This window comes from Actinomadura sp. 1N219 (assembly GCF_044326405.1).
Lineage (GTDB): Bacteria > Actinomycetota > Actinomycetes > Streptosporangiales > Streptosporangiaceae > Spirillospora.
In genome coordinates this window covers 162,100-185,151 of record NZ_JBIRAY010000010.1, presented here as the reverse complement: position 1 = coordinate 185,151, position 23,052 = coordinate 162,100, and the positions used below count along the sequence as shown (strand labels likewise).

At 72.9% G+C, this 23,052-nt stretch carries 23 protein-coding genes; 3 read left to right on the top strand and 20 right to left on the bottom strand.

Features of this window, described 5'->3' with window-relative positions; all coding sequences use genetic code 11:
• Positions 1–90: 90 nt before the first annotated feature.
• Both ACH35V_RS28065 and ACH35V_RS28060 read left to right on the top strand, forming a co-directional pair.
• A complete protein-coding gene (locus ACH35V_RS28065) occupies positions 91–840 on the top strand; it encodes an HAD family hydrolase (RefSeq protein WP_395977059.1) in 750 nt (249 codons plus the stop codon).
• The gene (locus tag ACH35V_RS28060; protein WP_395976617.1) at positions 837–3,236 is read left to right on the top strand and encodes a glycoside hydrolase family 65 protein; all 2,400 of its coding nucleotides are present in this window, start codon (positions 837–839) and stop codon (positions 3,234–3,236) included. The genes ACH35V_RS28065 and ACH35V_RS28060 overlap by 4 nt, the downstream gene beginning before the upstream one ends.
• A gap of 49 nt (positions 3,237–3,285) precedes the next feature.
• Here ACH35V_RS28060 and soxR read toward each other — a convergent pair whose 3' ends face one another.
• From soxR to ACH35V_RS28025, 7 genes are all read right to left on the bottom strand, one after another.
• Entirely contained in the window at positions 3,286–3,831 is a 546-nt protein-coding gene (soxR, locus tag ACH35V_RS28055) for a redox-sensitive transcriptional activator SoxR (protein ID WP_395976615.1), read from the bottom strand.
• A 222-nt stretch (positions 3,832–4,053) separates the two neighbouring features.
• Complete coding sequence (locus ACH35V_RS28050) at positions 4,054–5,871, bottom strand: phosphoenolpyruvate carboxykinase (GTP) (protein WP_395976613.1); 1,818 nt, start codon at positions 5,869–5,871, stop codon at positions 4,054–4,056.
• A gap of 178 nt (positions 5,872–6,049) precedes the next feature.
• On the bottom strand, positions 6,050–7,147 hold the full coding sequence (locus ACH35V_RS28045; protein WP_395976611.1) for an ABC transporter ATP-binding protein: 1,098 nt from the start codon (positions 7,145–7,147) through the stop codon (positions 6,050–6,052).
• A complete protein-coding gene (locus ACH35V_RS28040) occupies positions 7,144–7,944 on the bottom strand; it encodes an ABC transporter permease (protein WP_395976609.1) in 801 nt (266 codons plus the stop codon). Before ACH35V_RS28040 ends, ACH35V_RS28045 begins: the two co-directional genes overlap by 4 nt.
• Positions 7,941–8,744 carry a molybdate ABC transporter substrate-binding protein gene (gene modA / locus ACH35V_RS28035; protein WP_395976607.1) on the bottom strand — a complete coding sequence of 268 codons (804 nt, stop codon included), beginning with the start codon at positions 8,742–8,744 and terminating at the stop codon, positions 7,941–7,943. Before modA ends, ACH35V_RS28040 begins: the two co-directional genes overlap by 4 nt.
• 9 nt (positions 8,745–8,753) lie before the next feature.
• Positions 8,754–9,158 carry a molybdopterin-binding protein gene (locus ACH35V_RS28030; RefSeq protein ID WP_395976605.1) on the bottom strand — a complete coding sequence of 135 codons (405 nt, stop codon included), beginning with the start codon at positions 9,156–9,158 and terminating at the stop codon, positions 8,754–8,756.
• A 95-nt stretch (positions 9,159–9,253) separates the two neighbouring features.
• Complete coding sequence (locus ACH35V_RS28025) at positions 9,254–10,384, bottom strand: nucleoside 2-deoxyribosyltransferase domain-containing protein (protein ID WP_395976603.1); 1,131 nt, start codon at positions 10,382–10,384, stop codon at positions 9,254–9,256.
• A 96-nt stretch (positions 10,385–10,480) separates the two neighbouring features.
• On the opposite strand from ACH35V_RS28025, the gene ACH35V_RS28020 reads away from it, so the two are divergent.
• The gene (locus ACH35V_RS28020) at positions 10,481–11,086 is read left to right on the top strand and encodes a hypothetical protein (RefSeq protein ID WP_395976601.1); all 606 of its coding nucleotides are present in this window, start codon (positions 10,481–10,483) and stop codon (positions 11,084–11,086) included.
• A 40-nt stretch (positions 11,087–11,126) separates the two neighbouring features.
• On the opposite strand, the gene ACH35V_RS28015 is transcribed toward ACH35V_RS28020, so the two are convergent.
• The 13 genes from ACH35V_RS28015 to ACH35V_RS27955 all read right to left on the bottom strand — a co-directional run bounded on the left by ACH35V_RS28015 (position 11,127) and on the right by ACH35V_RS27955 (position 22,887).
• Positions 11,127–11,339 carry a hypothetical protein gene (locus ACH35V_RS28015; protein ID WP_395976599.1) on the bottom strand — a complete coding sequence of 71 codons (213 nt, stop codon included), beginning with the start codon at positions 11,337–11,339 and terminating at the stop codon, positions 11,127–11,129.
• Between the two features lie 133 nt (positions 11,340–11,472).
• Complete coding sequence (gene der, locus ACH35V_RS28010) at positions 11,473–12,858, bottom strand: ribosome biogenesis GTPase Der (protein ID WP_395976597.1); 1,386 nt, start codon at positions 12,856–12,858, stop codon at positions 11,473–11,475.
• A gap of 35 nt (positions 12,859–12,893) precedes the next feature.
• The gene (gene cmk / locus ACH35V_RS28005) at positions 12,894–13,556 is read right to left on the bottom strand and encodes a (d)CMP kinase (RefSeq protein ID WP_395976595.1); all 663 of its coding nucleotides are present in this window, start codon (positions 13,554–13,556) and stop codon (positions 12,894–12,896) included.
• Between the two features lie 130 nt (positions 13,557–13,686).
• Positions 13,687–14,799: a prephenate dehydrogenase gene (locus ACH35V_RS28000; protein WP_395976593.1), complete on the bottom strand. Its 1,113-nt coding sequence runs from the start codon at positions 14,797–14,799 to the stop codon at positions 13,687–13,689.
• Positions 14,800–14,883: 84 nt separating this feature from the next.
• A complete protein-coding gene (gene aroH / locus ACH35V_RS27995) occupies positions 14,884–15,246 on the bottom strand; it encodes a chorismate mutase (protein ID WP_395976591.1) in 363 nt (120 codons plus the stop codon).
• 52 nt (positions 15,247–15,298) lie between these two features.
• The gene (locus tag ACH35V_RS27990) at positions 15,299–16,030 is read right to left on the bottom strand and encodes a pseudouridine synthase (protein WP_395976589.1); all 732 of its coding nucleotides are present in this window, start codon (positions 16,028–16,030) and stop codon (positions 15,299–15,301) included.
• Between the two features lie 6 nt (positions 16,031–16,036).
• The gene (gene scpB, locus ACH35V_RS27985) at positions 16,037–16,666 is read right to left on the bottom strand and encodes an SMC-Scp complex subunit ScpB (RefSeq protein WP_395976587.1); all 630 of its coding nucleotides are present in this window, start codon (positions 16,664–16,666) and stop codon (positions 16,037–16,039) included.
• On the bottom strand, positions 16,659–17,531 hold the full coding sequence (locus ACH35V_RS27980) for a segregation and condensation protein A (RefSeq protein ID WP_395977057.1): 873 nt from the start codon (positions 17,529–17,531) through the stop codon (positions 16,659–16,661). The genes scpB and ACH35V_RS27980 overlap by 8 nt, the downstream gene beginning before the upstream one ends.
• 113 nt (positions 17,532–17,644) lie before the next feature.
• The gene (locus tag ACH35V_RS27975) at positions 17,645–18,304 is read right to left on the bottom strand and encodes a hypothetical protein (protein WP_395976585.1); all 660 of its coding nucleotides are present in this window, start codon (positions 18,302–18,304) and stop codon (positions 17,645–17,647) included.
• A 64-nt stretch (positions 18,305–18,368) separates the two neighbouring features.
• Complete coding sequence (locus ACH35V_RS27970) at positions 18,369–19,235, bottom strand: ParA family protein (RefSeq protein WP_395977055.1); 867 nt, start codon at positions 19,233–19,235, stop codon at positions 18,369–18,371.
• A 189-nt stretch (positions 19,236–19,424) separates the two neighbouring features.
• Positions 19,425–20,492: a site-specific tyrosine recombinase XerD gene (gene xerD / locus ACH35V_RS27965; RefSeq protein WP_395976583.1), complete on the bottom strand. Its 1,068-nt coding sequence runs from the start codon at positions 20,490–20,492 to the stop codon at positions 19,425–19,427.
• A gap of 26 nt (positions 20,493–20,518) precedes the next feature.
• A complete protein-coding gene (locus ACH35V_RS27960; RefSeq protein ID WP_395976581.1) occupies positions 20,519–21,148 on the bottom strand; it encodes an NUDIX domain-containing protein in 630 nt (209 codons plus the stop codon).
• The gene (locus ACH35V_RS27955; RefSeq protein ID WP_395976579.1) at positions 21,145–22,887 is read right to left on the bottom strand and encodes a CTP synthase; all 1,743 of its coding nucleotides are present in this window, start codon (positions 22,885–22,887) and stop codon (positions 21,145–21,147) included. The genes ACH35V_RS27960 and ACH35V_RS27955 overlap by 4 nt, the downstream gene beginning before the upstream one ends.
• Positions 22,888–23,052 lie beyond the last annotated feature (165 nt).

The following is a 23,052-nucleotide window of genomic DNA, read 5'->3' as shown; positions in this document are numbered from 1 at the left end:
GAGCGCCGGCGATCGCATGCCCGCGCCTGACGCGGGAACGGGACGCGCGTTGAGGATCTCTTCGACGGTGACATTCTCCAGGGGGTGCGAATGCTGGGACTGCCGGACGATGCGGCGGCGTGTCTCTTCGATCTCGACGGGGTGCTGACCAGGACGGCGGCCGTCCACGCCGCGGCCTGGAAGGAGATGTTCGACGGCTACCTGCGCGAGCGGGCACGGCGCGACGGCGGGCCCTTCACCGAGTTCGACCCGGTCAAGGACTACGGCCGGTACGTCGACGGCAAGAAGCGCGAGGACGGGACGCGCTCGTTCCTGCAGTCGCGCGGCATCGAGCTGCCGGAGGGCGACCCCGATGATCCGCCCGAGAACGAGACCGTCCGGGGGCTCGGCAACCGCAAGAACGCGCTCGTCCTGCAGCTCATCGAGGACAAGGGCGTCGAGACGTTCGACGGCTCGATCGCATACGTGCGCGCGGCGCGCGCGGCGGGGCTGAAGACGGCGGTGGTGTCGTCCAGCGCCAACACCGTCCAGGTGCTGCGGACGGTCGGCATCACCGGCCTGTTCGACGCGCGGGTGGACGGCGTGACCGCCGCCGAGCGGCATCTTCCGGGGAAGCCTGCGCCCGACATGTTCCTGGTGGGGGCCGAGGAAGTGGGCGTGGCGGCGAAGCAGGCCGTGGTGTTCGAGGACGCGCTCGCCGGCGTCGAGGCGGGACGGGCCGGCGGGTTCGCCTACGTGGTCGGCGTCAACCGGGTGGACGACGCGCACGCCAAAGCCCTCGCCGAGCACGGCGCCGACATCGTGGTCTCCGACCTGTCCGAATTGATGGAGGGTAAGTGACAGAGCGGGATGGGCTGAGCGCGGTCGACCGGCCCGTGTTCACGGTGGAGCCCTGGTGCGTGCGGGAGCCGGAGCTGCGGCTGGACCGGCTGGCGCAGACCGAGTCGGTGTTCGCGCTGTCCAACGGGCATGTCGGGATGCGCGGCAACCTCGACGAGGGAGAGCCGCACGGGCTGCCCGGCACGTATCTGAACTCGTTCTACGAGCAGCGTCCGCTGCCGCACGCCGAGACGGCCTACGGGTACCCGGAGTCGGGCCAGACGGTCATCAACGTCACCAACGGCAAGGTGATCCGGCTGCTGGTGGACGACGAGCCGCTCGACGTCCGGTACGGCCGCGTCCTGCACCACGAGCGGAACCTGGACATGCGGGCGGGCACGCTGACCCGGCATGTGGAGTGGACGTCCCCCGCCGACAAGACGATCAAGGTGACGTCGGTCCGGATCGTGTCGCTGACGCAGCGGGCCGTCGCGGCGGTCTGCTACGAAGTCGAGCCCGTGGACGAGGCCGTCCGGGTGGTGGCGCAGTCGGAGCTGGTCGCCAACGAGGCGCTGCCCGGCGGCGGGAAGGACCCGCGCTCGTCCGCGATCCTGGAGAGCCCGCTGGTCAGCGAGGAGCACGTCGCCAACGGCACGAAGGTCCTGCTCCTGCACCGGACGCGGCAGAGCGGCCTGCGGATGGCGGCGGGCATGTCGCACCACATCGAGGGCCCGGAGTCGATGGCGATCGACACCGAGAGCTCCAAGGACGTGGGGCGGCTGACGGTCGCGACGCGCCTTGAGCCGGGGCAGCGGCTGCGCATCGTCAAGTACCTCGCCTACGGGTGGTCGAGCCGGCGGTCCCGCCCGGCGCTGCACGACCAGGTGGTCGGGGCGCTGGCGGGCGCGCGGCAGACCGGCTGGGACGGGCTGCTCGACGAGCAGCGCGCGTACCTGGACGAGTTCTGGGAGGGCGCGGACGTCGAGGTCGAGGGCGACGCGGAGATCCAGCAGGCGGTCAGGTTCGGGCTGTTCCACGTCCTGCAGGCGGGCGCCCGCGCGGAGCGCCGCATGATCCCGGCGAAGGGCCTGACCGGGCCCGGGTACGACGGCCACACGTTCTGGGACACCGAGACGTTCGTCATGCCGGTGCTGACGTACACGTCGCCGGGCGCGGCGGCCGACGCGCTGGCGTGGCGGCACATGACGCTGCCGCTGGCGGTGGAGCGCGCCACGCAGCTCGGCCTGGACGGCGCGACGTTCCCGTGGCGGACGATCCGCGGCCACGAATGCTCGGGCTACTGGCCCGCCGGCACGGCCGCGTTCCACATCAACGCCGACATCTCGGACGCCGTCGTCCGGTATGTGGACGCGACGGAGGACGTCCAGTTCGAGCGGGAGGTCGGCCTGGACATCCTGGTGCAGACCGCCCGGCTGTGGCGGAGCCTCGGCCACCACGACGTCGGCGGCGTGTTCCGCATCGACGGCGTCACGGGCCCCGACGAGTACAGCGCCATCGTGGACAACAACATCTACACCAACCTCATGGCGCGCCGGAATCTCCAGGAGGCCGCGGAGATGGCGATGCGCCACCCGGACGTGGCCGACCGGCTGGGCGTGGACGCCGAGGAGGCCGCGTCGTGGCGGGACGCGGCGGCGGCGATGCTGATCCCGTACGACGATCGGCTGGGCGTCCACCCGCAGAGCGAGGGGTTCACCAACCACGCCCGCTGGGACTTCGCCGCGACCAAGCCCGACCACTATCCGCTGCTGCTGAACTTCCCGTACTTCGACCTGTACCGGAAGCAGGTCGTGAAGCAGGCCGACCTCGTCCTGGCGCTGCACCTGTGCGGGGAGGCGTTCACGGAGGAGCAGAAGGTCCGCGACTTCGCGTACTACGAGGGGCTGACCGTCCGCGACTCGTCGCTGTCGGCGCAGACGCAGGCGGTGGTGGCGGCGGAGGTCGGGCAGCTGGAGCTGGCGCACGACTACCTCGGCGAGACCGCGCTGATGGACCTGCACGACCTGAACCGCAACACCCGCGACGGGCTGCACATCGCGTCGATGGCGGGGGCGTGGAGCGGGCTCGTCGCCGGGTTCGGCGGGATGCGGGCGGGCGGCGGGAGGCTGCGGTTCGCGCCGCGGCTGCCGGGCGGGATCAGCCGGCTGGCGTTCCGGATGCGGTACCGCGGCAGCCTGATCAAGGTCAACGTGACCGGAGAGGCCGCCGCCTACGAGCTGCTGGACGGCCCCGGCATCAAGCTGTGGCACCACGGCGAGCCGTTCACGCTCGGGGACGAGCCAGTGGAGCTGCCGATCGAGCAGATCCAGCCGCGTCCGGCGCCGGCGCAGCCGTCCGGACGGGAGCCGATGCCGCGCCGCATCGACCCCCACGGCCGCGACCTCCGCCGCCGCTGAGCGCCGCTGCCGAACCGCGCCGCCGCTGATCCGTGCCGCCGCTGACCGTTCAGTCGGAGGGGCACGGGTCGGCGTGGCAGGGGTTGGGGGCTTCGTGGACGTCCCTCTCGCCCGCCGCCTGCGGACCGGACGACGTGCCGTGCCGGACGAGGAGCCGGCGCGGCCCGGGCCCCTCGTCGCCGAGCCGGTCATAGGGGTTGGCGAGGGCGCACTTGTTGATCGAGAGGCAGCCGCAGCCGATGCATTCGGTGAGGTCGTCGCGGAGCCGTTCGAGCTGGCGGATGCGGTCGTCGAGGACGCTCCGCCAGTTCTCCGACAGGCGCGCCCAGTCGTCCACCGTGGGGGTGCGCTCCTCCGGGAGCGTGCCGAGCGCGTCGCGGATGTCGCTGAGCGGGATGCCGACGCGCTGGGAGACCTTGATGAACGACACGCGGCGGAGCGTGTCGCGGCTGAAGCGCCGCTGGTTGCCCGCCGTGCGGCGGCTGCTGATCAGGCCCTTGGACTCGTAGAAGTGCAGCGCCGAGACGGCCACGCCGCTCCGCTCGGCGAGCTGTCCGACGGTCAGTTCGTGCAACCGGTGCTCAAGCCGCGTCATGACCGCATCCTATGCGACCTCAACCGCGGTCGAGGTTTCCGGGGAGCCCGCTGAGGTTTCCGGGGAGCCCGCTGAGGTTTCCGGGGAGTCCGCTGAGGTTTCCGGGGAGTCCGCTGAGGTTCCGGGGAGCCGCAGGGGGTTCCCGCCTGCCCGCAGCGCGAAGCGCCCGCCCGCCGAGGTCGTCGGCGGGCGGGCGCGCGCGGCGGCGAGCCGATCCTGCGGTCAGTGCTCCAGGCGGCGGACGAGGTCGTGGTACTCGTCCCACAGCGCCGTCGGCATGTGGTCACCGAACTTGTCGAAGTGCTCGGGGACGAGGGCGGCCTCCTGCTTCCACACCTCGGTGTCGACCGACAGCAGCGTCTCCAGGTCGGCGTCGTCGAGGACGAGGCCCTCGGTGTCGAGCGCGTCCCGGGTCGGCAGGTGCCCGATCGGCGTCTTGACGGCGTCGGCCCGGCCGTTGAGCCGCTCCACGATCCACTTCAGGACGCGGCTGTTCTCGCCGAAGCCCGGCCAGATGAACTTGCCGTCGGCGTTCTTGCGGAACCAGTTGACGTAGTAGATGCGCGGCAGCTTCTCGGCGTCGGTGGCCTTGCCGACGTCGAGCCAGTGGCCGAAGTAGTCGCCCATGTTGTAGCCGCAGAACGGCAGCATGGCGAACGGGTCGCGGCGCAGCTCGCCGACCGTGCCCTCGGCGGCGGCGGTCTTCTCGGACGCGACGTTCGCGCCGAGGAACACGCCCTGCTGCCAGTCGAACGACTCGGTGACGAGCGGGACGGCGGACGCGCGCCGCCCGCCGAACAGGATCGCGGAGATCGGGACGCCCTTCGGGTCCTCCCACTCGTCGGCGATGATCGGGCATTGCCCGGCCGGGGTGGTGAAGCGGGCGTTGGGGTGGGCCGCCGGGGTCTGCGACGCCGGGGTCCAGTCGTCGCCGCGCCAGTCGGTCAGATGCGCGGGCGGCTCGTCGGTGAGGCCCTCCCACCACACGTCGCCGTCGTCGGTCAGCGCGACGTTGGTGAAGATGCTGTTGCCCCAGAGCGTCTTCACGGCGTTGGCGTTGGTGCTCTCGCCGGTGCCGGGCGCGACGCCGAAGAAACCGGCCTCAGGGTTGATCGCGTAGAGGCGGCCGTCGTCGCCGAACCGCATCCAGGCGATGTCGTCGCCGATCGTCTCGACCTTCCAGCCCGGAATGGTCGGCTCCAGCATGGCGAGGTTCGTCTTGCCGCACGCCGACGGGAACGCCGCGGCGACGTAGCGGGTCTCGCCCTCCGGCGGCGTGAGCTTCAGGATGAGCATGTGCTCGGCCATCCAGCCCTCGTCGCGCGCCATCGTGGACGCGATCCGCAGCGCGTAGCACTTCTTGCCGAGCAGCGCGTTGCCGCCGTACCCGGACCCGTACGACCAGATCTCCCGCGTCTCGGGGAAGTGCGTGATGTATTTGGTGGAATTGCACGGCCATTTGACGTCCGCTTGACCGGGCTCCAGCGGGGCGCCGACGGAGTGGACGGCCTTGACGAACGAGCCGCGCTCCTCGATGAGCCGCAGCGCCGGGGTCCCCATCCGCGTCATGATCCGCATCGACACGGCGACGTAGGCGGAGTCGGTGATCTCCACGCCGAGCTGCGAGATCTTGCCGCCCAGGGGGCCCATGCAGAACGGCACCACGTACATGGTGCGGCCCTTCATGCAGCCGTCGAAGAGGCCGCCGAGGGTCTCGCGCATCTCGTCCGGGGCGATCCAGTGGTTGGTGGGGCCGGCGTCCTCCTCCTTCTCGGAGCAGATGAACGTGCGGTCCTCGACACGGGCGACGTCGGTGGGGTCGGACGCCGCGTAGAAGCTGTTGGGCCGTTTGGCCGGGTCGAGCCGCGTGAGGGTGCCCTGGTCGACGAGGACGCCGGTCAGGCGCTCCCATTCCTCGTCCGAGCCGTCGCACCACTCGACGCGGTCGGGCTTCGTCAGCTCGGCGATCCCGCGTACCCACTCAGTCAGTTCGGTGTGGCCGGTAGGGGCCTGGTCGGCCCCGGGGACCTGGTTGGACACGGGCAACTCCTTCAGCTGTTCGCAGGATGTTTGCATGATGAACAAGACCCGCCGTTTTTGCCATTTGGTCTGGACCAATCACGTCCGCTTTTGGGCGTTCGTGCCCGATTTTGTGATAGATATCACCGGTCTGCGGGCGGGCCGCGCGGCGTGCCGGGACTCGCCGGCACGGAGCGCCTCAAGCTGGGTAAACGTGGGTTTCGGTGGCCTTCACTGCCGCCCAGATCATGCTGCCCTCGGACAATTGAAGCTCCGCCACGGCGGCCGGAGTCACCTCCGCGACCGCGTCGAAAGGCGGCCCCGACAACCGCACCCGGACGCGGTCTCCCTGCCGTTCGATCGCGGCGACGCGGGCGCGCCACAGGTTGCGGGGGCTGCCGTCGGGACGCGTCCGGTACAGCGCCACCGCGGATGGCGAGAAGGCAAGGAAGACTTCACCTTCCAGGGAGTCGACCGTGTCGAGCGTCCCGGCGCCGTCCCCGACGGTGACCGTCCCGGCCTCGGCGCGGCCCCGGTACAGGTTCAGCCCGACCAGCCGCGCGACGTAGTCGGTGCGCGGACGGCGGGCGACCTCGGCGGGCGTCCCCTCCTGGACGAGCCGCCCGCCCTCGATGACGACGAGGCGGTCGGCCAGGACCATCGCGTCCAGCGGGTCGTGGGTGACGAGCACGGCCGCGCCCCCGAACCCGGCCAGATGGCGGCGGAGCGCGGCGCGGACCTCCATCCGCGTGTGGACGTCGAGGGCGGCGAGCGGCTCGTCCAGCAGGAGCAGCCGGGGATCGACGGCCAGCGCCCTGGCGAGGGCGACGCGCTGCGCCTGCCCGCCCGACAGCGCCCGGGGCCGCGCGGACGCGAACTCCGCCAGGCCGACGTGGTCCAGCCATTCGGCGGCCCGGCGCCGGGCCGCGCGGCGGCCCGCGCCCTGGCAGCGCGGCCCGAACGCGACGTTCTCCAGCGCGCTGAGGTGCGGGAACAGCAGGTAGTCCTGGAAGACCATGCCGATGCCGCGCCGGTCGGGGGGCAGGGAGCGCAGGTCGGCGCCGTCCACCCGGATGTGCCCGCCCGCCATCGCGACCAGCCCGGCCAGGGCGCGCAGCGCGGTGCTCTTGCCCGCCCCGTTCGGGCCGAGCAGCGCCACCACCTCGCCGGGCGCGGCGGCGAGCGCGAGATCGAGGTCGAACGCCGCACGCCGCACCACCAGCCGCGCCTCCAGCCCCGGCGCCCCTGCTCCCGGCGGGGGGACGACCCCCCGCACCCCCCGGTTCGCTTCGCTCATGAGGTGCTCATCCAACGATCTCTGAGAGCCGCCAGGACGATCACCGACACGGCGAGCAGGACGAGGCTGAGCACGATCGCGGCCTGCGGGTCGGTCTCCAGCGCCAGGTAGACGGCCAGCGGCATCGTCTGCGTCCGGCCCGGGAAGTTCCCCGCGAACGTGATCGTCGCGCCGAACTCGCCGAGCGCCCGCGCCCAGCACAGCACGGCCCCGGCCGCGACGCCGGGCGCGACCAGCGGCAGCGTGACCCGGCGGAAGATCGTCCAGCGGCCGGCGCCGAGGGTCGCGGCGGCCTCCTCGTAGCGCAGGTCGGCGGCGCGCAGCGCGCCCTCGACGCTGATCACCAGGAACGGCATCGCCACGAACGTCTGGGCCAGCACGACCCCGGCCGTGGTGAACGGGAACGTGATCCCGAACGCGTCGTCCAGCCACCCGCCGACCAGCCCGCGCCGCCCGAGGACGAGCAGCAGCGCGACGCCCCCCACCACCGGCGGCAGCACCAGCGGCACCGTCACTAGGGCCCGGACGAGCCGGACGCCGCGGAACGGGACCCGCGCCAGCGTCCAGGCCAGCGGGACGCCGAGCAGCAGGCTCAGGACGGTCGCGAGCGTCGCGGTGACCAGCGACAGGCGCAGCGCGTCCAGCACCTGGTCCTGCATGAGGCGGGTGCCGAGCGTCGCCCAGGGGGCGCGGACGAGCAGCCCGGCGAGCGGCAGCACCAGGAAGGCGATCCCGGCCAGCGCGGGCACGAGCAGGACCCACGGGGGACGCCCGACCAGCCTGTCGGCGTCCTTCACGGCGCCTCGAAACCGGCCCGGTTCAGCGCCGTCCTGCCCTGCGGCCCCAGCACGAGCCGGACGAACTCCTTCGCGAGCGCGCCCTGCGGGGCCCCGGCCACCTCCACGATCGGGTAGTCGTTGACGGCCTGCGCCGCCTCCGGGAACTCGATGCCCGTGACCTCGCCGCCCGCCGCCTTGACGTCGGTGCGGTAGACCAGCCCGGCGTCCGCCTCGCCGAGGCCGACCTTGGTCAAGACAGCCTTGACGTCCTTCTCCCGCGACACCGGCTCGACGTCGGTCCCGGCCGCGCCGAGCGCCTTCGCGGCGGCGGCCCCGCACGGCACCTGCGCCACGCACAGCACGACCTTGAGCCCCGGCCTCGACAGGTCGCCCACCGTGGAGATCTTGCCGGGATTGTCCTTGGGGACGGCGATGACCAGGCGGTTCCGGGTGAACACCTGCGGCGTGCCGGCGGCGTCGCCCGCGTCCGTCACCGTCTTCATCGTGGCGGGGCTCGCGGCGGCGAACACGTCAGCGGGGGCGCCCTGCGTGATCTGCTGCGCGAGCGTCGAGCTGGCGCCGAAGTTGAACCTGACCTTCACCCCGGGGCGCGATCCCTCGAACGTCCGGCCGAGCGAGGTGAACGCCTCGGTGAGCGAGGCGGCGGCGAACACCGTCAGCGTCCCCTTGTCGCCGCCGCCGCCGCTGCCGCCGCCCGTCCCGGACGCGTCGTCGCCGACCTCGCCGCAGCCCGCCGCGCCCGCGCCCGCGCCTGCGACGAGCAGGGCGGCGGCCGTGATCGCGATCCACGTGCGCACGGAACCTCCTCAGTCCGGCAGCTCGACGATGACGGTGGTGGACTTCACGACCGCCTCCGCGACCACGCCCACGCGCAGCCCGAGGTCGTCGGCGGCCTCGCGGCTCATCAGCGACACCACCCGGAACGGCCCCGCCTGGATCTCAACCTGCGCCATCACCCCGTCGCGGACGACGTCGGTCACGATGCCCCGCATCCGGTTGCGCGCCGAGGAGAACCGCTCGCCCTGGCCGGACGGCGCTCCCCCGCCGCGCGCCTGGTCGCGCACGAACGAGGCGAGCTCGGCCCCGGGGACCAGGCGGTGCCCGTGCTCGTCCCTGGACGCCGGGAGCCGCCCGCCGTCCACCCAGCGCCGGACCGTGTCCGCGCTGACCCCGAGCAGCGCCGCCGCCTCGCTGATCCTGAACGTCGTCACACGGCCAAGCCTAACGACCCGCAGATACAAGGAGAAGTACGAGGTTCTCAAGGAGAATGCAAGCCGATAGAGGCGACACCCATCGCAGTTGCGGATCAGCGCACGTCCAGCAGGACTTCCGTGATCATGCCGAGGCAGGACCAGTCCACGAGGCGCTCCCGCCTGATCCGGCCGAACGCGGCGATCTCGACGTAGGTGCGCTCGCCGTCCGCCGCGAGACCGTGCGGCCCGGACGACCGGAGGCGCGCCAGCTCGTCACCGGTGATCTCGGCGGAGAACAGGTGCGCCTGGTGCCCGGACATCGTGGCGTTCACCTGCCGTGTCCCGTGCGCCCGCAGCCGCGCCGCCGCCAGGACGAGGCCGGTCTCCTCCTCGACCTCGCCAAGCGCGACGTCAGCCGGGCCGCCCGTCCCGGAGCCGCCCGGCAGCTCGTGGACGAACCCGTTCACGCACGGGCTCCGGAACTCCCGGACGAGCACGACCTCCGTCTCGTCCAGCGTCTCCCCGGGCCGGTGCAGGACGACGGCGGAGACGTCGGGCCGTCCGAAGACGATCTCGTTGTCCTTCACCCGGTCCTCGGCCGCGACGTGCATCCGGACGTGCAGGCCCCAGTGGTTGCCGAACCGGAACACCACCCGCGCCCCCAGCAGGGCGTTGCCCGCCGCGCGCTGGCCCGCGTACCAGCGCCGCAGCGGCTCCTCGCGCCACAGCAGCAGCGGGATCTCCCGCTCCCCGCCCGTCCGGGACGCGCCCGCGCCGATCCGTTCGAGCGCCGCCGCCACCGTCCCCGGGATGTCGCTCGCCGTCGGCACGCTCCATTTGGCGGCGTAATGCAGCAGATAGCGGTTCTTCGGCGCCTGCGGCGGTGCGCCGAAGACGACGCGTCCGCTGTCGTGCCACATCCCCCACTCCACGTTCGTGGTGAACGCGGGCATGGTGGCCAGGTCGCGCGGCACGTAGAAGATCACCTCGTCGGACAGGTGCAGGCAGCGTTCCTCCCACTCGACCTGGCCGGCATAGTCGTCATGCACGCCGTGCCGGTGCTCCGGGACGAACACCACGAGCAGCCCAGGCCCGCGCCAACGTTCACGCAAGGCGGCCACGGCTTCGGGGCGCCAGGACGCGACCCCGGGCGACCGGGGCGTGGGCCCGGCGAGGAAGACCGCGGCCTCCCAGCGGGCAGGCGGTTCCTCATGCGCGTGGACGACTTCGAGGTCCGCTACCATGCGGTTCGCTCCTTTCGCCCCCCGCCGTGTGGACTGGTTCGGTGGGGGTAATGGTGACCTAAACCAGAATCACACGCCCGGTCAGGAGGAATGATCATGACTGGGACCATGCGCGCTCCACGCTCCCGTGGCGGCCTGAGCGGCACGCTGCTGGTGCTGCTCGGCCTCTGGGGCGGCCTGCTCCCCTTCGCCGGACCGTACTTCGGGTTCGGCTTCGCGCCGGACGACACCTGGGTGTACGACACCGACCGGCTCCAGCTCGTCATCGCGCCCGCCGTGGCCGTCGTGCTCGGCGGGCTGATCGTGCTCGCCGCCGCCAACCGCGCGTTCGGCGTGTTCGGCGCCTGGCTCGCCGCGCTCGGCGGCGCCTGGTTCGTCGTCGGGACGTCCGTCGCGACGCTCTGGGACGTCCAGGGCATCGGCGACCCGCTCGGCTCGGGCGAAGGGCAGCGGCTCGCCGAGCAGCTGTCCGGGTTCACCGGGCTCGGCGTCGCCGCCGTGTTCCTGGCCGCGCTCGCGCTCGGCCGCTTCGCCGTGATCGGCGTCCGCGAGTCGACGCCACCGGACGGCGACGGCCAGGCGGGCGCGACCACCACGCAGCCCCTGGTGTACGGACGGTACGCGCGGGAGAACCCGCCGGCGCCCGCACCCGCGCCGCCTGGCGACCGGCACATCGCGGGCGGAACACGCTTCGACCGGTAGCGCGATCCGTCCCGCGGCCGACCGCCGGACGAAGGGGCCGCTACCGCTGGTGGCGGTCCCGGCGGCGCATGTCCCGGACGGCCTTGGTCGTCTCGTGGCTGCCCCGCTCCTCGTCCAGCCGCACGTCGTCGCGGTCGGTGAACATGGCGGCGAAGGCGACCAGCAAGCCGACACCGCCGATCCACGGCTCCCGCCAGGCGAAGCTCAGCGCCACGCAGACGACGGCACAGGAGATGAGCAGCAAGAGCTTCACGTTCCACCCCTCACGCACGTGTCACCCGACTCGACGAGTAATGGAGGACTTACTCGTCGGTCGTAGCTGCATCCTGACATGCCGCGGCCCGCCGGGGAAAGATCCCCAGCGGGCCGCAGGTGCGATAATTCCGCTACTTCTTGCCCTTGCCGCGCTTCTCGCGGATCTTCATCGCGATGTCGAGGGGCGTCCCTTCGAAGCCGAACTCCTCGCGCAGCCGCCGCTCGATGTACCGCCGGTACCCCTCCTCCAGGAACCCGGACGTGAACAGCACGAACCGCGGCGGCCGCACGCTCGCCTGCGTCGCGAACAGCACGCGCGGCTGCTTGCCGCCGCGCACCGGATGCGGGTGCGAGCTGACCAGGTCGGCGAAGAACTGGTTCAGCTTGGACGTCGGGACGCGCGTGTTCCAGCCGTCCAGGGCCGTCTCGATGCCCGGGACCAGCTTCTCCATGTGCCGCCCCGTCTTGGCGGAGACGTTCACGCGCGGCGCCCAGCGGACGTGGTGCAGCTGCCGGTCGATCTCCCGCTCCAGGTAGTGGCGGCGCTCCTCGTCCAGCAGGTCCCACTTGTTGTAGGCGAGGACCAGCGCACGGCCCGACGCGACGACCATCGAGATGATCCGCAGGTCCTGCTCGGCGAGCGGCTGGTCGGCGTCCACGAGGACGACCGCGACCTCGGCGCGCTCCAGCGCGGACTGGGTGCGCAGCGTCGCGTAGAAGTCGGCGCCCTGGTTCTCGCGGTGCCGCCGCCTGATCCCGGCGGTGTCGATGAACCGCCACGTCCGGCCGCCGAGCTCGATCAGCTCGTCGACCGGGTCGCGGGTCGTGCCCGCCACCGCGTCCACGACCGCCCGGTTCTCCCCCGCCAGCTGGTTCAGCAGGCTCGACTTGCCGACGTTCGGACGGCCCAGCAGCGCGATCCGGCGCGGCCCGCCCGCCTCCTCGAACGACTCCGGCGGCGCCTCCTCGGGCAGCGCGGCCAGCACCGCGTCGAGCAGGTCGCCGCTGCCGCGCCCGTGCAGCGCGCTGACCGGGTGCGGCTCGCCGATGCCGAGCGACCACAGCAGCGCCGCGTCCGCCTCGACGGCGGCGTTGTCGGTCTTGTTCGCGACCAGCACCACCGGCTTGCCGGACCGGCGCAGGATCTCCACGACGGCCTCGTCCACGTCGGTCGCGCCGACCGTCGCGTCCACCACGAACATCACGACGTCGGCGAGGTCGACCGCCAGCCGGGCCTGCTCGGCGATCGCCGCGGCGAGCCCGACCGAGTCGGGCAGCCAGCCGCCGGTGTCGACGACGGTGAACCGGCGGCCGCTCCACGACGCGTCGTAGGCGACGCGGTCGCGGGTCACCCCCGGGACGTCCTCCACGACCGCCTCGCGGCGGCCGAGGATCCGGTTGACCAGGGTCGACTTGCCGACGTTCGGCCGCCCGACCACCGCGACGACGGGCGCGGGCCCCTCGTCCGCGGCGACGTCCTCGACGACGTCCACGGTCTCGATCTCGTTATCGCTCACTGTGAATTCCCCGCGGGGGCCGTCCGGCCGCCCGTTCACTCATGCTCTTTGGCGAGGCGGACGACCGCCTCGATGACCTCGGCGAGGCTCAGCTCCGTCGAGTCGATCTCGTGCGCGTCGCCCGCCCTGGTCAGCGGCGACGCCTTCCGGGTCGAGTCGAGCCGGTCGCGGCGCGCCTGCTCCGCCTGAGTGACCGTGACCGACGCGCCCGGGTCGGCCGCGAGGTCCTTCGCGCGGCGCGCCGCCCGCGCCTCCTCGCTGGCCGTCAGGTACACCTTGACCGGCGCGTCCGGCGCGACGACCGTGCCGATGTCGCGGCCCTCCACCACGATCCCGCCGGAGCCGATGATCTCGCGCTGCAGCGCGACCATCCGGGCGCGGACCGCCGGGACCGAGCTGACGGCGCTGACCGCGTTCGTCACGTCGCGGGTGCGGATCGGGGCGGACACGTCCGTCCCGTCCACGGTGATCGCCGGCGCGTCCGGGTCGGTGCCGGACGCGATCACCGGCTCCGCCGCGCGGGCCTCGACCGCGGCCGCGTCCTCGACCGGCACGCCCTTGTCCAGCATCCACCACGTCACGGCGCGGTACATGGCGCCCGTGTCCAGGTAGCGGAGCCCGAGCGCGCGGGCGACGCCCTTGGACGCGCTGGACTTGCCCGACCCGGAGGGTCCGTCCATGGCGATGACGAGCGGCACGATCGATCCCTCTCTAGTCCCACGGGCGCGCTGTGTTCCCCCGGCGCGAGCCCCAGCGAACCAGGCTACCGGCCTCGCGGCACCGTCCCGTCCCTGCGCGGCCCGTCAGACCCCTGCGCGGCCGGGCCGGTCAGGCTCCTGTGCCGCCTGCCGGGGACGGGACGGACCAGCCGCGGGCGCGCAGCTCGTCCGCCAGCCGCTCGGCCGCCGCCGGCTCCACCGCCAGCTCCAGCACGCCCAGCGGGCGGCCCGGCGAGTGCTCGATCGTCACGTCCTCGATGTTGACCTGCGCGATCCCCGCCGCCTGGAAGATCATCGCGAGCTCGCCCGGACGGTCCGGGATGACCACCTGGACGGTCGCGTACGTGGGCTGGTCGCCGCCGTGCTTGCCCGGGATGCGGGACCGGCCCGCGTTCCCGCGCAGCAGCAGGTCGGCCACGTGCGCGGCGGCCTCCTCGCTGCCGTCGCGCAGCAGCGAAGCCGCCACCGCCAGGTCGGTCGCGACGGCCTCCAGCACGTCCGCGACGGGCTGGGAGTTCGCCGACAGGATGCCGATCCACAGCCGGGGGTCGCTCGCCGCGATCCGGGTGACGTCCCGGACGCCCTGCCCGGACAGGCCGAGCGCGACGTCGTCCGCGCCGGTGAGCCGGGCGGCGACCGCCGCCGACACCACGTGCGGGCCGTGCGAGACGAGCGCGACGGCCCGGTCGTGCTCGGCGGCGTCCACCTCGACGGGCATCGCGCCGCACGCCTTCGCCAGGCCCCGGACGGCCTCCACCGCCTCCGGCCTCGACTGCGGCGCCGCGCACAGCGCCCACGGACGGCCGAGGAACAGGTCGGCGCGCGCCGCGCCCGGCCCGGACCGCTCGCTGCCCGCGAGCGGATGCCCCGCCACGAACGTCGTCAGGTCGCAGCCCAGGTCGGCCGCCTGCGCCAGCGGCAGCGCCTTCACGCTCGCCACATCGGTGTACGCGGCGGCGAGGCGGCGCTTCTGCGCGTCCAGCAGCGTGACCGCCACGGCCGCGGGCGGCACGGCGAGCACCGCCAGGTCGGCCGGCTCGTCACGGGCCCCGTCGGGGAGCGGCTCGCCGGCGTCCAGCTCGACCGCCAGCCGCAGCGCGGCCTCGTCCCGGTCGGCCAGCAGCACCTCGGCGCCGCGCTCCTTCATGGCCAGGGCGATCGACGTCCCGATCAGTCCCGTCCCGACGACGACGATCCGCCGCGGCACCACGTCCTCAGTCACGCCGGTCACCCTACTGCGCGCCGCGCACGCCCCGCGCCGCGAGGACGCTGCTGCGCCCTGCGCATGCCTCGCTCCGCTCGGGCGCTACTGCGCGATGTCCAGGCGGAGGGCGGTCGCGCCGCGCAGGTAGACGTGCTGGACGTCCGCGCGCGAACGGTCCGTCTCGACGTGCGCCATCAGCCGGATCACCCGGGGCAGCGCGCCGGGCACGCCGATCTCCGTCGCGCACAGCAGCGGCACCTCGTGGAAGCCGAGCTTGCGGGCGGCGAGCGCCGGGAACTCCGCCGTGAGGTCCGGCGTCACCGTGAAGATGACGCTGATCACGTCGTCGGTGCTCAGCTCGTTGCGGGACATCACCGCGGTGACGAGCTCCGTCGTCGCCGCCAGGATCTGCCCCCGCTCATCGGCGTCGATCTGCGTCGCCCCGCGGACCGCCCGTACCGCCACAGCCTGATCCTCTCCTCGCGTCCGTCCTGGTAACGGCCCTACAGCCACGGCCCTACAGCCCGACCGCCTTGTACAGCTCGCCGATCTCGTGCACGGTCAGCGCCCGCATGCCGCCGGGCTTCAGCTGCCCCAGCTTGATCGGCCCGAACTCTATGCGCGCCAGCTGCTGGACGGGGAACCCGACCTCCTTCAGCAGCCGCCGGACGATGTGCTTGCGCCCCTCGTGCAAGGTGATCTCCACCAGGACGCGCCTGCCGACCTGGTCGAAGATCCGGAACTTGTCGGCCTTGGCGGGCCCGTCGTCCAGCGTCACGCCCGCGCGCAGCCGCTTGCCGAGGTCGCGCGGGATCGGGCCGTGGATCTCCGCCAGGTACGTCTTCTCGACCCCGTAGGACGGGTGCGTGAGACGGTGCGACAGCTCCCCGTCGTTGGTGAGCAGGATCAGGCCCTCGGTGTCGGTGTCGAGCCGTCCGACGTGGAACAGCCGCTCGGGCACCTCGACGTAGTCGGCGAGGGACTTGCGGCCCCGCTCGTCCGACATCGTGGACACCACGCCGCGCGGCTTGTTGATCGCGTAGTAGCGCATCTCGGCGCGGGTCTCGACGCGCTTGCCGTCCACATGGATGACGGCGCGCTGCGGGTCGACGCGCTCGCCGAACCGGAAGACCCGCTTCCCGTCGACGGTGACGCGGCCCTCGCCGATCAGTTCCTCGCAGTGGCGGCGGCTGCCGATCCCGGCCTCGGCCAGGACCTTCTGCAGCCGCACGCCCTCGTTCTCGCTCACATGTCCTCAAACTATGTCGTCAGGCAGGTCGTCGGGCAGGTAGGGGGCGAGCTCGGGGAGCTCGTCGAGGTCGCGGAGCCCGAGCCGCTCCAGGAAGTACCCGGTGGTGCGGTACAGGTGCGCCTGCGACTCCGGGTCCTGCCCGGCGTTCTCGATCAGGCCGCGCAGCGTCAGCGTCCGCATCACCCCGTCGCTGTTGACGCCCCGGATCGCCGACACGCGGGCCCGGCTCACCGGCTGCCGGTACGCGACGACGGCGAGCGTCTCCAGCGCGGCCTGCGTCAGCCGCGCCTGCTGCCCGTCGGTGACGAACCGCTCCACGACGGGGGCGCACACGTCCCGGGTGTAGAACCGCCAGCCGCCGGCGACCTCCCTGAGATCGAACCCGCGGCCCTGGCCGGTGTATTCCGCGGCCAGCTCCCGCAGCGTCTCCGCGACCTCGCCGCGGGGGCGCTCCAGCAGCTGCGCGAGGGTCATCTCGGCGACGGGCTCGTCCACCACCAGCAGGATCGCCTCGATGGACGCGCGCAACCCGGGCAGTTCCGCAAGCTCAGGCGGCTCCAGCGGCGAGGGCGGCTCCGGCGGCTCCGGCGGTGCGGGCGGCTCCGGCGGGGTCTCGCCGGGGTCCTCAGTCATCGTGTCCCTCGTCCTTCTGGTCTTTCCCGTCCTTCTGAGGGGCGCCCTCGTAGTCGTCGCCGACCTCGACGTCGCCGTCGTCGGCGCCGGTCCACGCGACGCGCAGCTCGCCGAGCGGCTCGTCCTGCTCGAACGCGACGTTCTGGTCGCGGTACAGCTCCAGCAGCGCCAGGAACCGCGCGACGACCTCATAGGTCCCCTCGGCGTCGGACGCGAGGACGCGGAACGTCGTCCGGCGCAGCCGGCGGAGCCGTTCGACGACGATCGCGGCCTGCTCCTTGACGCTGGCCTTCGGCTGGTAGATGTGCTCGACGGAGACCGACGGCGGCTCCTTCGGCGTGAGCGCCTTGGCGGCGAGCCGGGCGAACTCGTCCGGTCCGAGGCCGAGCAGCACCTCCGGCAGTACGTTCGCGAACCTCGGCTCCATCGGCACGATGCGCGGGAACCGCCGGCCCGCCTCGGCGATCCGCGCCGCGATCACCTGCGCGACCTCCTTGTAGGCGCGGTACTGCAGGAGCCGCGCGAACAGCAGGTCGCGGGCCTCCAGGAGGGCCAGGTCGTCCTCGTCGTCGACCTCGCCGGACGGCAGCAGCCGGGCGGCCTTGAGGTCGAGGAGGGTCGCGGCGACCAGCAGGAAGTGGCTGGCCTGGTCGAGGTCCCAGTCCTGGCCGTGCGCGTGGATGTGCGCGATGAAGTCGTCGGTGACCTTGTGCAGCGACACCTCGGTGATGTCGAGCTTGTGCTTGGAGATCAGGCCGAGCAGCAGGTCGAACGGGCCGTCGAAGTTGTCCAGGTGGACGTGGAAGCCGTGCTCCTCCTCGGCCCCCTGCCCCGGTTCGGGCGACGTCTCGTCCACATCGCTCACCGTAGCGGAGAACGCCTCCTGCACTGTGCTCACCGGCCATATCGTCCCACGCGCGGCGGGTGCTCGCACCACGTCCGGTCACGAGCGGTGACGAGGCGCCGCGGCCCGCGCGGCTACTTCCCGATCAGCCGCCGGACGATGCCCTCCGTGTACGTCTGCGTGAACGTCTCCGGCGGCCCGTCGATCTGGACCTGGCCGCCGTTGATGGGCGCGGTCACCTGCGCTGGCGACGACACCAGCGTGCCGCCGACGAGCATGCCCATGTTCCCCGCCGGAAGCTGGCTCTGGAACGCCTGGGCGGCCTTGCCGGTCAGGGTCGCGAAGCCGGTGGCGTCCCCGGACGCCAGCGTCAGCGCGACGCTCCAGCCGCTGCGGCCCTGCGCCGGGTCGGGCGGCACGGCCTTGACCTCTTCGAGCCGGCGCACCGTCAGCGCGTCCGGGCCGAACACGTAGCAGCCGGACTTGTCGGGCGGGGCGAGGGCGCCGCCGGTGCAGGGCGGCTGCGACTCCTGCGCGACCAGCCTGAACGTCAGCGGCTCGCGCAGGTCGACGGGCCCGGAGGACAGGGGCTTGGACGACTCGTCGTCGTCCGCCAGGATCAGGACGGCGGCGGCCGTCACGACGAGGACGGCCACGACCACCACCGCGACCGCCGCGATCACGATGACGGCGGTCGGCCGCGGGCCCCGCCCCGGCGGCGGGGGCAGCGGCGGCGGGGACGGCTGCGACGGTGGGACGGCCGCGGGCGGCGGCCCGCCGGGGGGCTGGCTCACGTCGTGTCCGTTCGTCAGGAGCGGCCTGGGGGACGGCCGTGCGCGGCGAGGGGGCGGCGCGGGCTCACGCCAGCTCCGCCCACCGGGCGAGCACCTCCCGCGCGAGGCCCCGGTAGGCGTTCGCGCCCATCGAGTTCGGGTCGAAGAACGTGATCGGCTCCCCGGCGACGGTCGCGTCCGGGAACCGCACGGTGCGGTTGATGACGGTGTGGAAGACCTTCTCGCCGAACGCCTCGACGATGCGGCCGAGCACCTCCCGCGTGTGCAGGGTCCGCGAGTCGTACATGGTGCCGAGGACGCCGTCGATCACCAGGTCCGGGTTGATCCGGCCCTGCACCTTCTCGATCGTCTCCATCAGCAGCGCCACGCCGCGCATCGCGAAGTACTCGCACTCCAGCGGGATCAGCACGCCCTCGCTGGCGGCCAGCGCGTTGATGGTGAGCAGGCCGAGCGACGGCTGGCAGTCGATGAGGATGTAGTCGTAGTGCTCGATGGCCGACTTCAGCGCGCCCTGCAGGATGTACTCGCGGCCGACCTCGTGGACGAGCTGGACCTCGGCGCCGGACAGGTCGATGTTGCTCGGCAGGAGCTCCATCCCGTCGACGCCGGTCTCGATGACGATGTCCTCCCAGTCGGTGTCGCGCTCGAGCAGCATGTTGTGGACCGTGTACTCGAGCTGGCGCGGGTCGCCCTTGCCGAGGCCGACCGAGAGCGCGCCCTGCGGGTCGAAGTCGACGAGCAGGACGCGGCGGCCGAACTCGGCGAGCGCGGCCCCCAGGTTGATCGTCGTGGTGGTCTTGCCGACGCCGCCCTTCTGGTTGCAGACGGCGACGATCCGTGCGGGTCCGTGCTCTGCCATGGGTTCCGGTTCGGGGAACACCGGCACGGGTCTTTGCGTGGGCCCGAGGGCCCGGCTCGGATCGGTCTCGATGGTGGCGGAGGAAAGGACTCCTTCCGCACCGTTAGTGCTGGTCACCAGATCCCTCCCCGGCGGCCCGGAAATGCCATCCAGAACGGGGACTCTAGGCCCGTACCTCCCCGGTCTCAAGCCGACGCGCGACGATCGTCGCGATTTGTCAGCTCCGGGAGCGCAGGTTGTCAGGTCCGGGACGCGTGGGCGTCAGGTGCGGGCGCGGGGGTGGGAGGTGGCGTAGACCTCGCGCAGCAACTGGACGGTCACCAGCGTGTACACCTGCGTCGTGGTGACCGAAGCATGCCCCAGCAGCTCCTGGACGACGCGGACGTCGGCTCCCCCGTCCAGCAGGTGCGTGGCGAACGAGTGCCGCAGCGTGTGCGGCGACACCTCGGACAGGTGCGCGCGGTCGGCGGCGGCGCGCAGCACCATCCACGCGCCCTGCCGCGACAGGCGGCCGCCGCGCGCGTTCAGGAACAGCGCCGGGCCGCCGCGCCCGGCCGCCGCGAGCTCGGGACGGGCCCGCACCAGGTAGGCGTCCACGGCCTCGCGGGCGTAGTCGCCGATCGGCACGACCCGGGCCTTGCCGCCCTTGCCCGCGACGCGGACGAACCCGTCCGCCAGGTCGATGTCGTCGACGTCCAGGCCGACGGCCTCGGAGATCCGCGCGCCGGACCCGTACAGCAGCTCCAGCAGCGCCCGGTCGCGCAGCCCGCGGGCGGCGCCGGGGTCGCCGGACGCGGCGGGCGCGGCCGCGGCGGCGAGGAGGCGTTCGACCTCGTCCAGGGAGATGGCCTTGGGCAGGCGGCGCGGCGGCGTCGGCGGCTTGACGTCGCCCGCGGGGTCGCGGGCGGCGAGGCCCTCGCGCAGCGCGAAGCGGTGCAGCCCGCGGACGGCGACGAGCGCCCGCGCCGCCGAGCCCGCCGACAGCGGCGGATGGTCGTCGTCGCCCTCCCGCAGCGTCACCAGGTACGCGCGGACGTCGTCCTCGGTGATGTCGCCGATGTCCGCGCGGCCCCGTCCGTCCTGGATCTGCGCGTAGCGGCGCAGGTCGCGCCGGTACGAGCTGAGCGTGTTGGCGGCCAGACCCCGCTCGACCGCCAGGTGCCCCAGGTAGGTGCGCACGGCGGAGCCGAGCGCGGAGGCCTCGCCGAGCGCGGAACCGGCGTCGGAACCGGCGTCGGGAGCGGGGGGCCGCGTGGCGCTCCGGGGGGTCGGCGACGGGGACAGTGCGGCACCTCTTCCGGCCGTGGGCTCCGGGGACCCGCCCATCATGCCCCCTCCGGCCGTCGAAGGGGACCTCAGTCCTCCGGCGCGTCGGCCGGGCGCAGGCCGGCGAACCCGGACGCGCGGGCCGCGTGCGCCGCGAGGACGCCCATGCACGCGATCGCGTTGCGCACCTCGCCGGCCAGCACCTTGCGGACGGCCTCGTCCAGCGGCACCCACACCACCGGCATGTCGGCCTCCTCGTGGACGCGCTCGAAGTCGATCTCGGCGGCGGGCACCTCGGCGAGGCCGCGGGCCAGGAAGATCCGGACGCGCTCGTCCGTCATGCCGGGCGAGGTGAACACGTCGAGGAGGGTGTCCCACCGGTCGGCGCGGTACCCGGCCTCCTCCAGCAGCTCCCGCTCGGCGAGCTTCCGCAGCGGCTCGCCGTCGACGTCCCGCAGCCCGGCGGGCGCCTCCCACAGCTGCCGCGACACCGGATGCCGGTACTGCCGCAGCAGCAGCACCCGGTCGTCGTCGTCGAGCGCGAGGACGCCCACGGACCCGAGATGCGCGACCACGTCCCGGGTGACGACCTCGGTGCCGTCGCCGCGCGGCATCTCGACCCTGTCCTGCCGGACGCCGAACGCCCGGCCGCGGAAGACCTCGGTCCGCTCCACGACCGTCCAGCGTTCGGGCCGGTCGCGGACGTCGTCCGGCGTCATGGCGCGGTCACCCCGCCGGCGGCGCCGCGGCCGCCCGCACGGTCCTCGGCGTAGTCGAGCGCGGCGGACACGAGGCCGGTGAACAGCGGGTGCGGGCGCGTCGGACGGGACCGGAACTCCGGGTGCGCCTGCGTCCCGACGAAGAACGGGTGCTGCTCGCGCGGCAGCTCGACGTACTCGACGAGCCTCCCGTCGGGCGACAGGCCGGAGAACCGCAGCCCGGCCTTCTCCAGCCGGTCGCGGTAGGAGTTGTTGACCTCGTACCGGTGCCGGTGCCGCTCGGACACCTCCGCCTCCCCGTACAGCTCCCGGACGACGGACCCGTCCGCGAGGTCGGCGGGGTACAGGCCGAGCCGCATTGTCCCGCCCATGTCCCGCTCCCCCGCGACGACGTCGACCTGCTCCGCCATCGTCGCGACGACGGGATCGGCCGTGGTGGCGTCGAACTCGGCGCTGCCCGCGTCGGCGAGCCCGCCGAGCGTCCGCGCCGCCTCGATGACCATGCACTGCAGGCCGAGGCAGATGCCGAGCAGCGGCAGCCGGTTCTCGCGGGCGTACCGCACCGCGCCGATCTTCCCCTCGATGCCGCGGACGCCGAACCCGCCGGGGACGAGGACGCCGTCGACGCCGTCCAGCTCCCGCTTGGCGCCCTCGGGCGTCTCGCAGTCGTCGCTCTTCACCCAGCGGATGCGGACCTTGGCGTCGTTGCCGAACCCGCCGTGCCGCAGCGCCTCGGTGACCGACAGGTACGCGTCGGGCAGGTCGATGTACTTGCCGACCAGCGCGATCGTGACCTCCCGCGCGGGCTTGTGGACGCGGCGCAGCAGCTCGTCCCACGCGCCCCAGTCGACGTCCCGGAACGGCAGGTCGAGGCGGCGCACCACGTAGGCGTCCAGGCCCTCGGAGTGCAGCACCTTCGGGATGTCGTAGATGCTCGCGGCGTCGACCGCCGAGACCACGGCCTCCCGGTCCACGTCGCACATCAGGCTGATCTTGTGCTTGAGCCCGTCGGTGATCGGCCGGTCGGACCGGCACACGATCGCGTCGGGCTGGATGCCGATGGAGCGCAGCGCGGCCACCGAGTGCTGCGTCGGCTTGGTCTTCAGCTCCCCGGAAGGCCCGATGTAGGGCAGCAGCGACACGTGCAGGAAGAAGCAGTTCTCCCGGCCGATCTCGTGCCGGATCTGCCGGACCGACTCCAGGAACGGCAGGGACTCGATGTCGCCGACCGTCCCGCCGACCTCGGTGATGACGACGTCCACCTGGGCGTCGTCGGCCGTGCCGGTCCGGCCGGACGGCCCGCCGGCGCCCCGGGCGACGGCCATCGCCCGGATCCGGTCCTTGATCTCGTTGGTGATGTGCGGGATCACCTGCACGGTGTCGCCGAGGTACTCCCCGCGCCGCTCCCTGGCGATGACGCTGGAGTACACCTGCCCGGTCGTGACGTTCGCCGACCCGTGCAGCTCGGTGTCGAGGAACCGCTCGTAGTGCCCGATGTCGAGGTCGGTCTCGGCGCCGTCGTCGGTGACGAAGACCTCGCCGTGCTGGAACGGGTTCATCGTCCCGGGGTCGACGTTCAGGTACGGGTCGAGCTTCTGCATGGTGACCCGGAGGCCGCGGAGGGTGAGAAGCCGTCCCAAGCTGGACGCCGTCAGCCCCTTGCCGAGGCTGGACGCGACGCCGCCGGTGACGAACAGATGCTTGGTAGGACGCGATCTACCAGTGGGTGCCGATGGCAAAGAGGTGCTCCCGTGGTCGTTGCGAGGCGGACGAAGGCTCACTTGTCCACGGGCCACCAGTTTATTGCATCGCACTCCTCCTTCGGCCTTGGCGGCCTCCATCGTCGTGCAATGCGTGCGATCGCTGCATCGCTTCGGCTCGCCTGGCGGCTCGCTGCGCGATCA

What these genes read in the sequence shown, in the direction of transcription:
- ACH35V_RS28065 (WP_395977059.1), top strand. Translation starts at nt 91, where the DNA reads ATGCTGGGACTGCCGGACGATGCGGCGGCGTGTCTCTTCGATCTCGAC.
- soxR (WP_395976615.1), bottom strand. Translation starts at nt 3,831, where the DNA reads ATGACGCGGCTTGAGCACCGGTTGCACGAACTGACCGTCGGACAGCTC.
- ACH35V_RS28045 (WP_395976611.1), bottom strand. Translation starts at nt 7,147, where the DNA reads ATGAGCGAAGCGAACCGGGGGGTGCGGGGGGTCGTCCCCCCGCCGGGA.
- ACH35V_RS28025 (WP_395976603.1), bottom strand. Translation starts at nt 10,384, where the DNA reads ATGGTAGCGGACCTCGAAGTCGTCCACGCGCATGAGGAACCGCCTGCC.
- ACH35V_RS28020 (WP_395976601.1), top strand. Translation starts at nt 10,481, where the DNA reads ATGACTGGGACCATGCGCGCTCCACGCTCCCGTGGCGGCCTGAGCGGC.
- scpB (WP_395976587.1), bottom strand. Translation starts at nt 16,666, where the DNA reads ATGACTGAGGACCCCGGCGAGACCCCGCCGGAGCCGCCCGCACCGCCG.
- xerD (WP_395976583.1), bottom strand. Translation starts at nt 20,492, where the DNA reads ATGATGGGCGGGTCCCCGGAGCCCACGGCCGGAAGAGGTGCCGCACTG.
- ACH35V_RS27960 (WP_395976581.1), bottom strand. Translation starts at nt 21,148, where the DNA reads ATGACGCCGGACGACGTCCGCGACCGGCCCGAACGCTGGACGGTCGTG.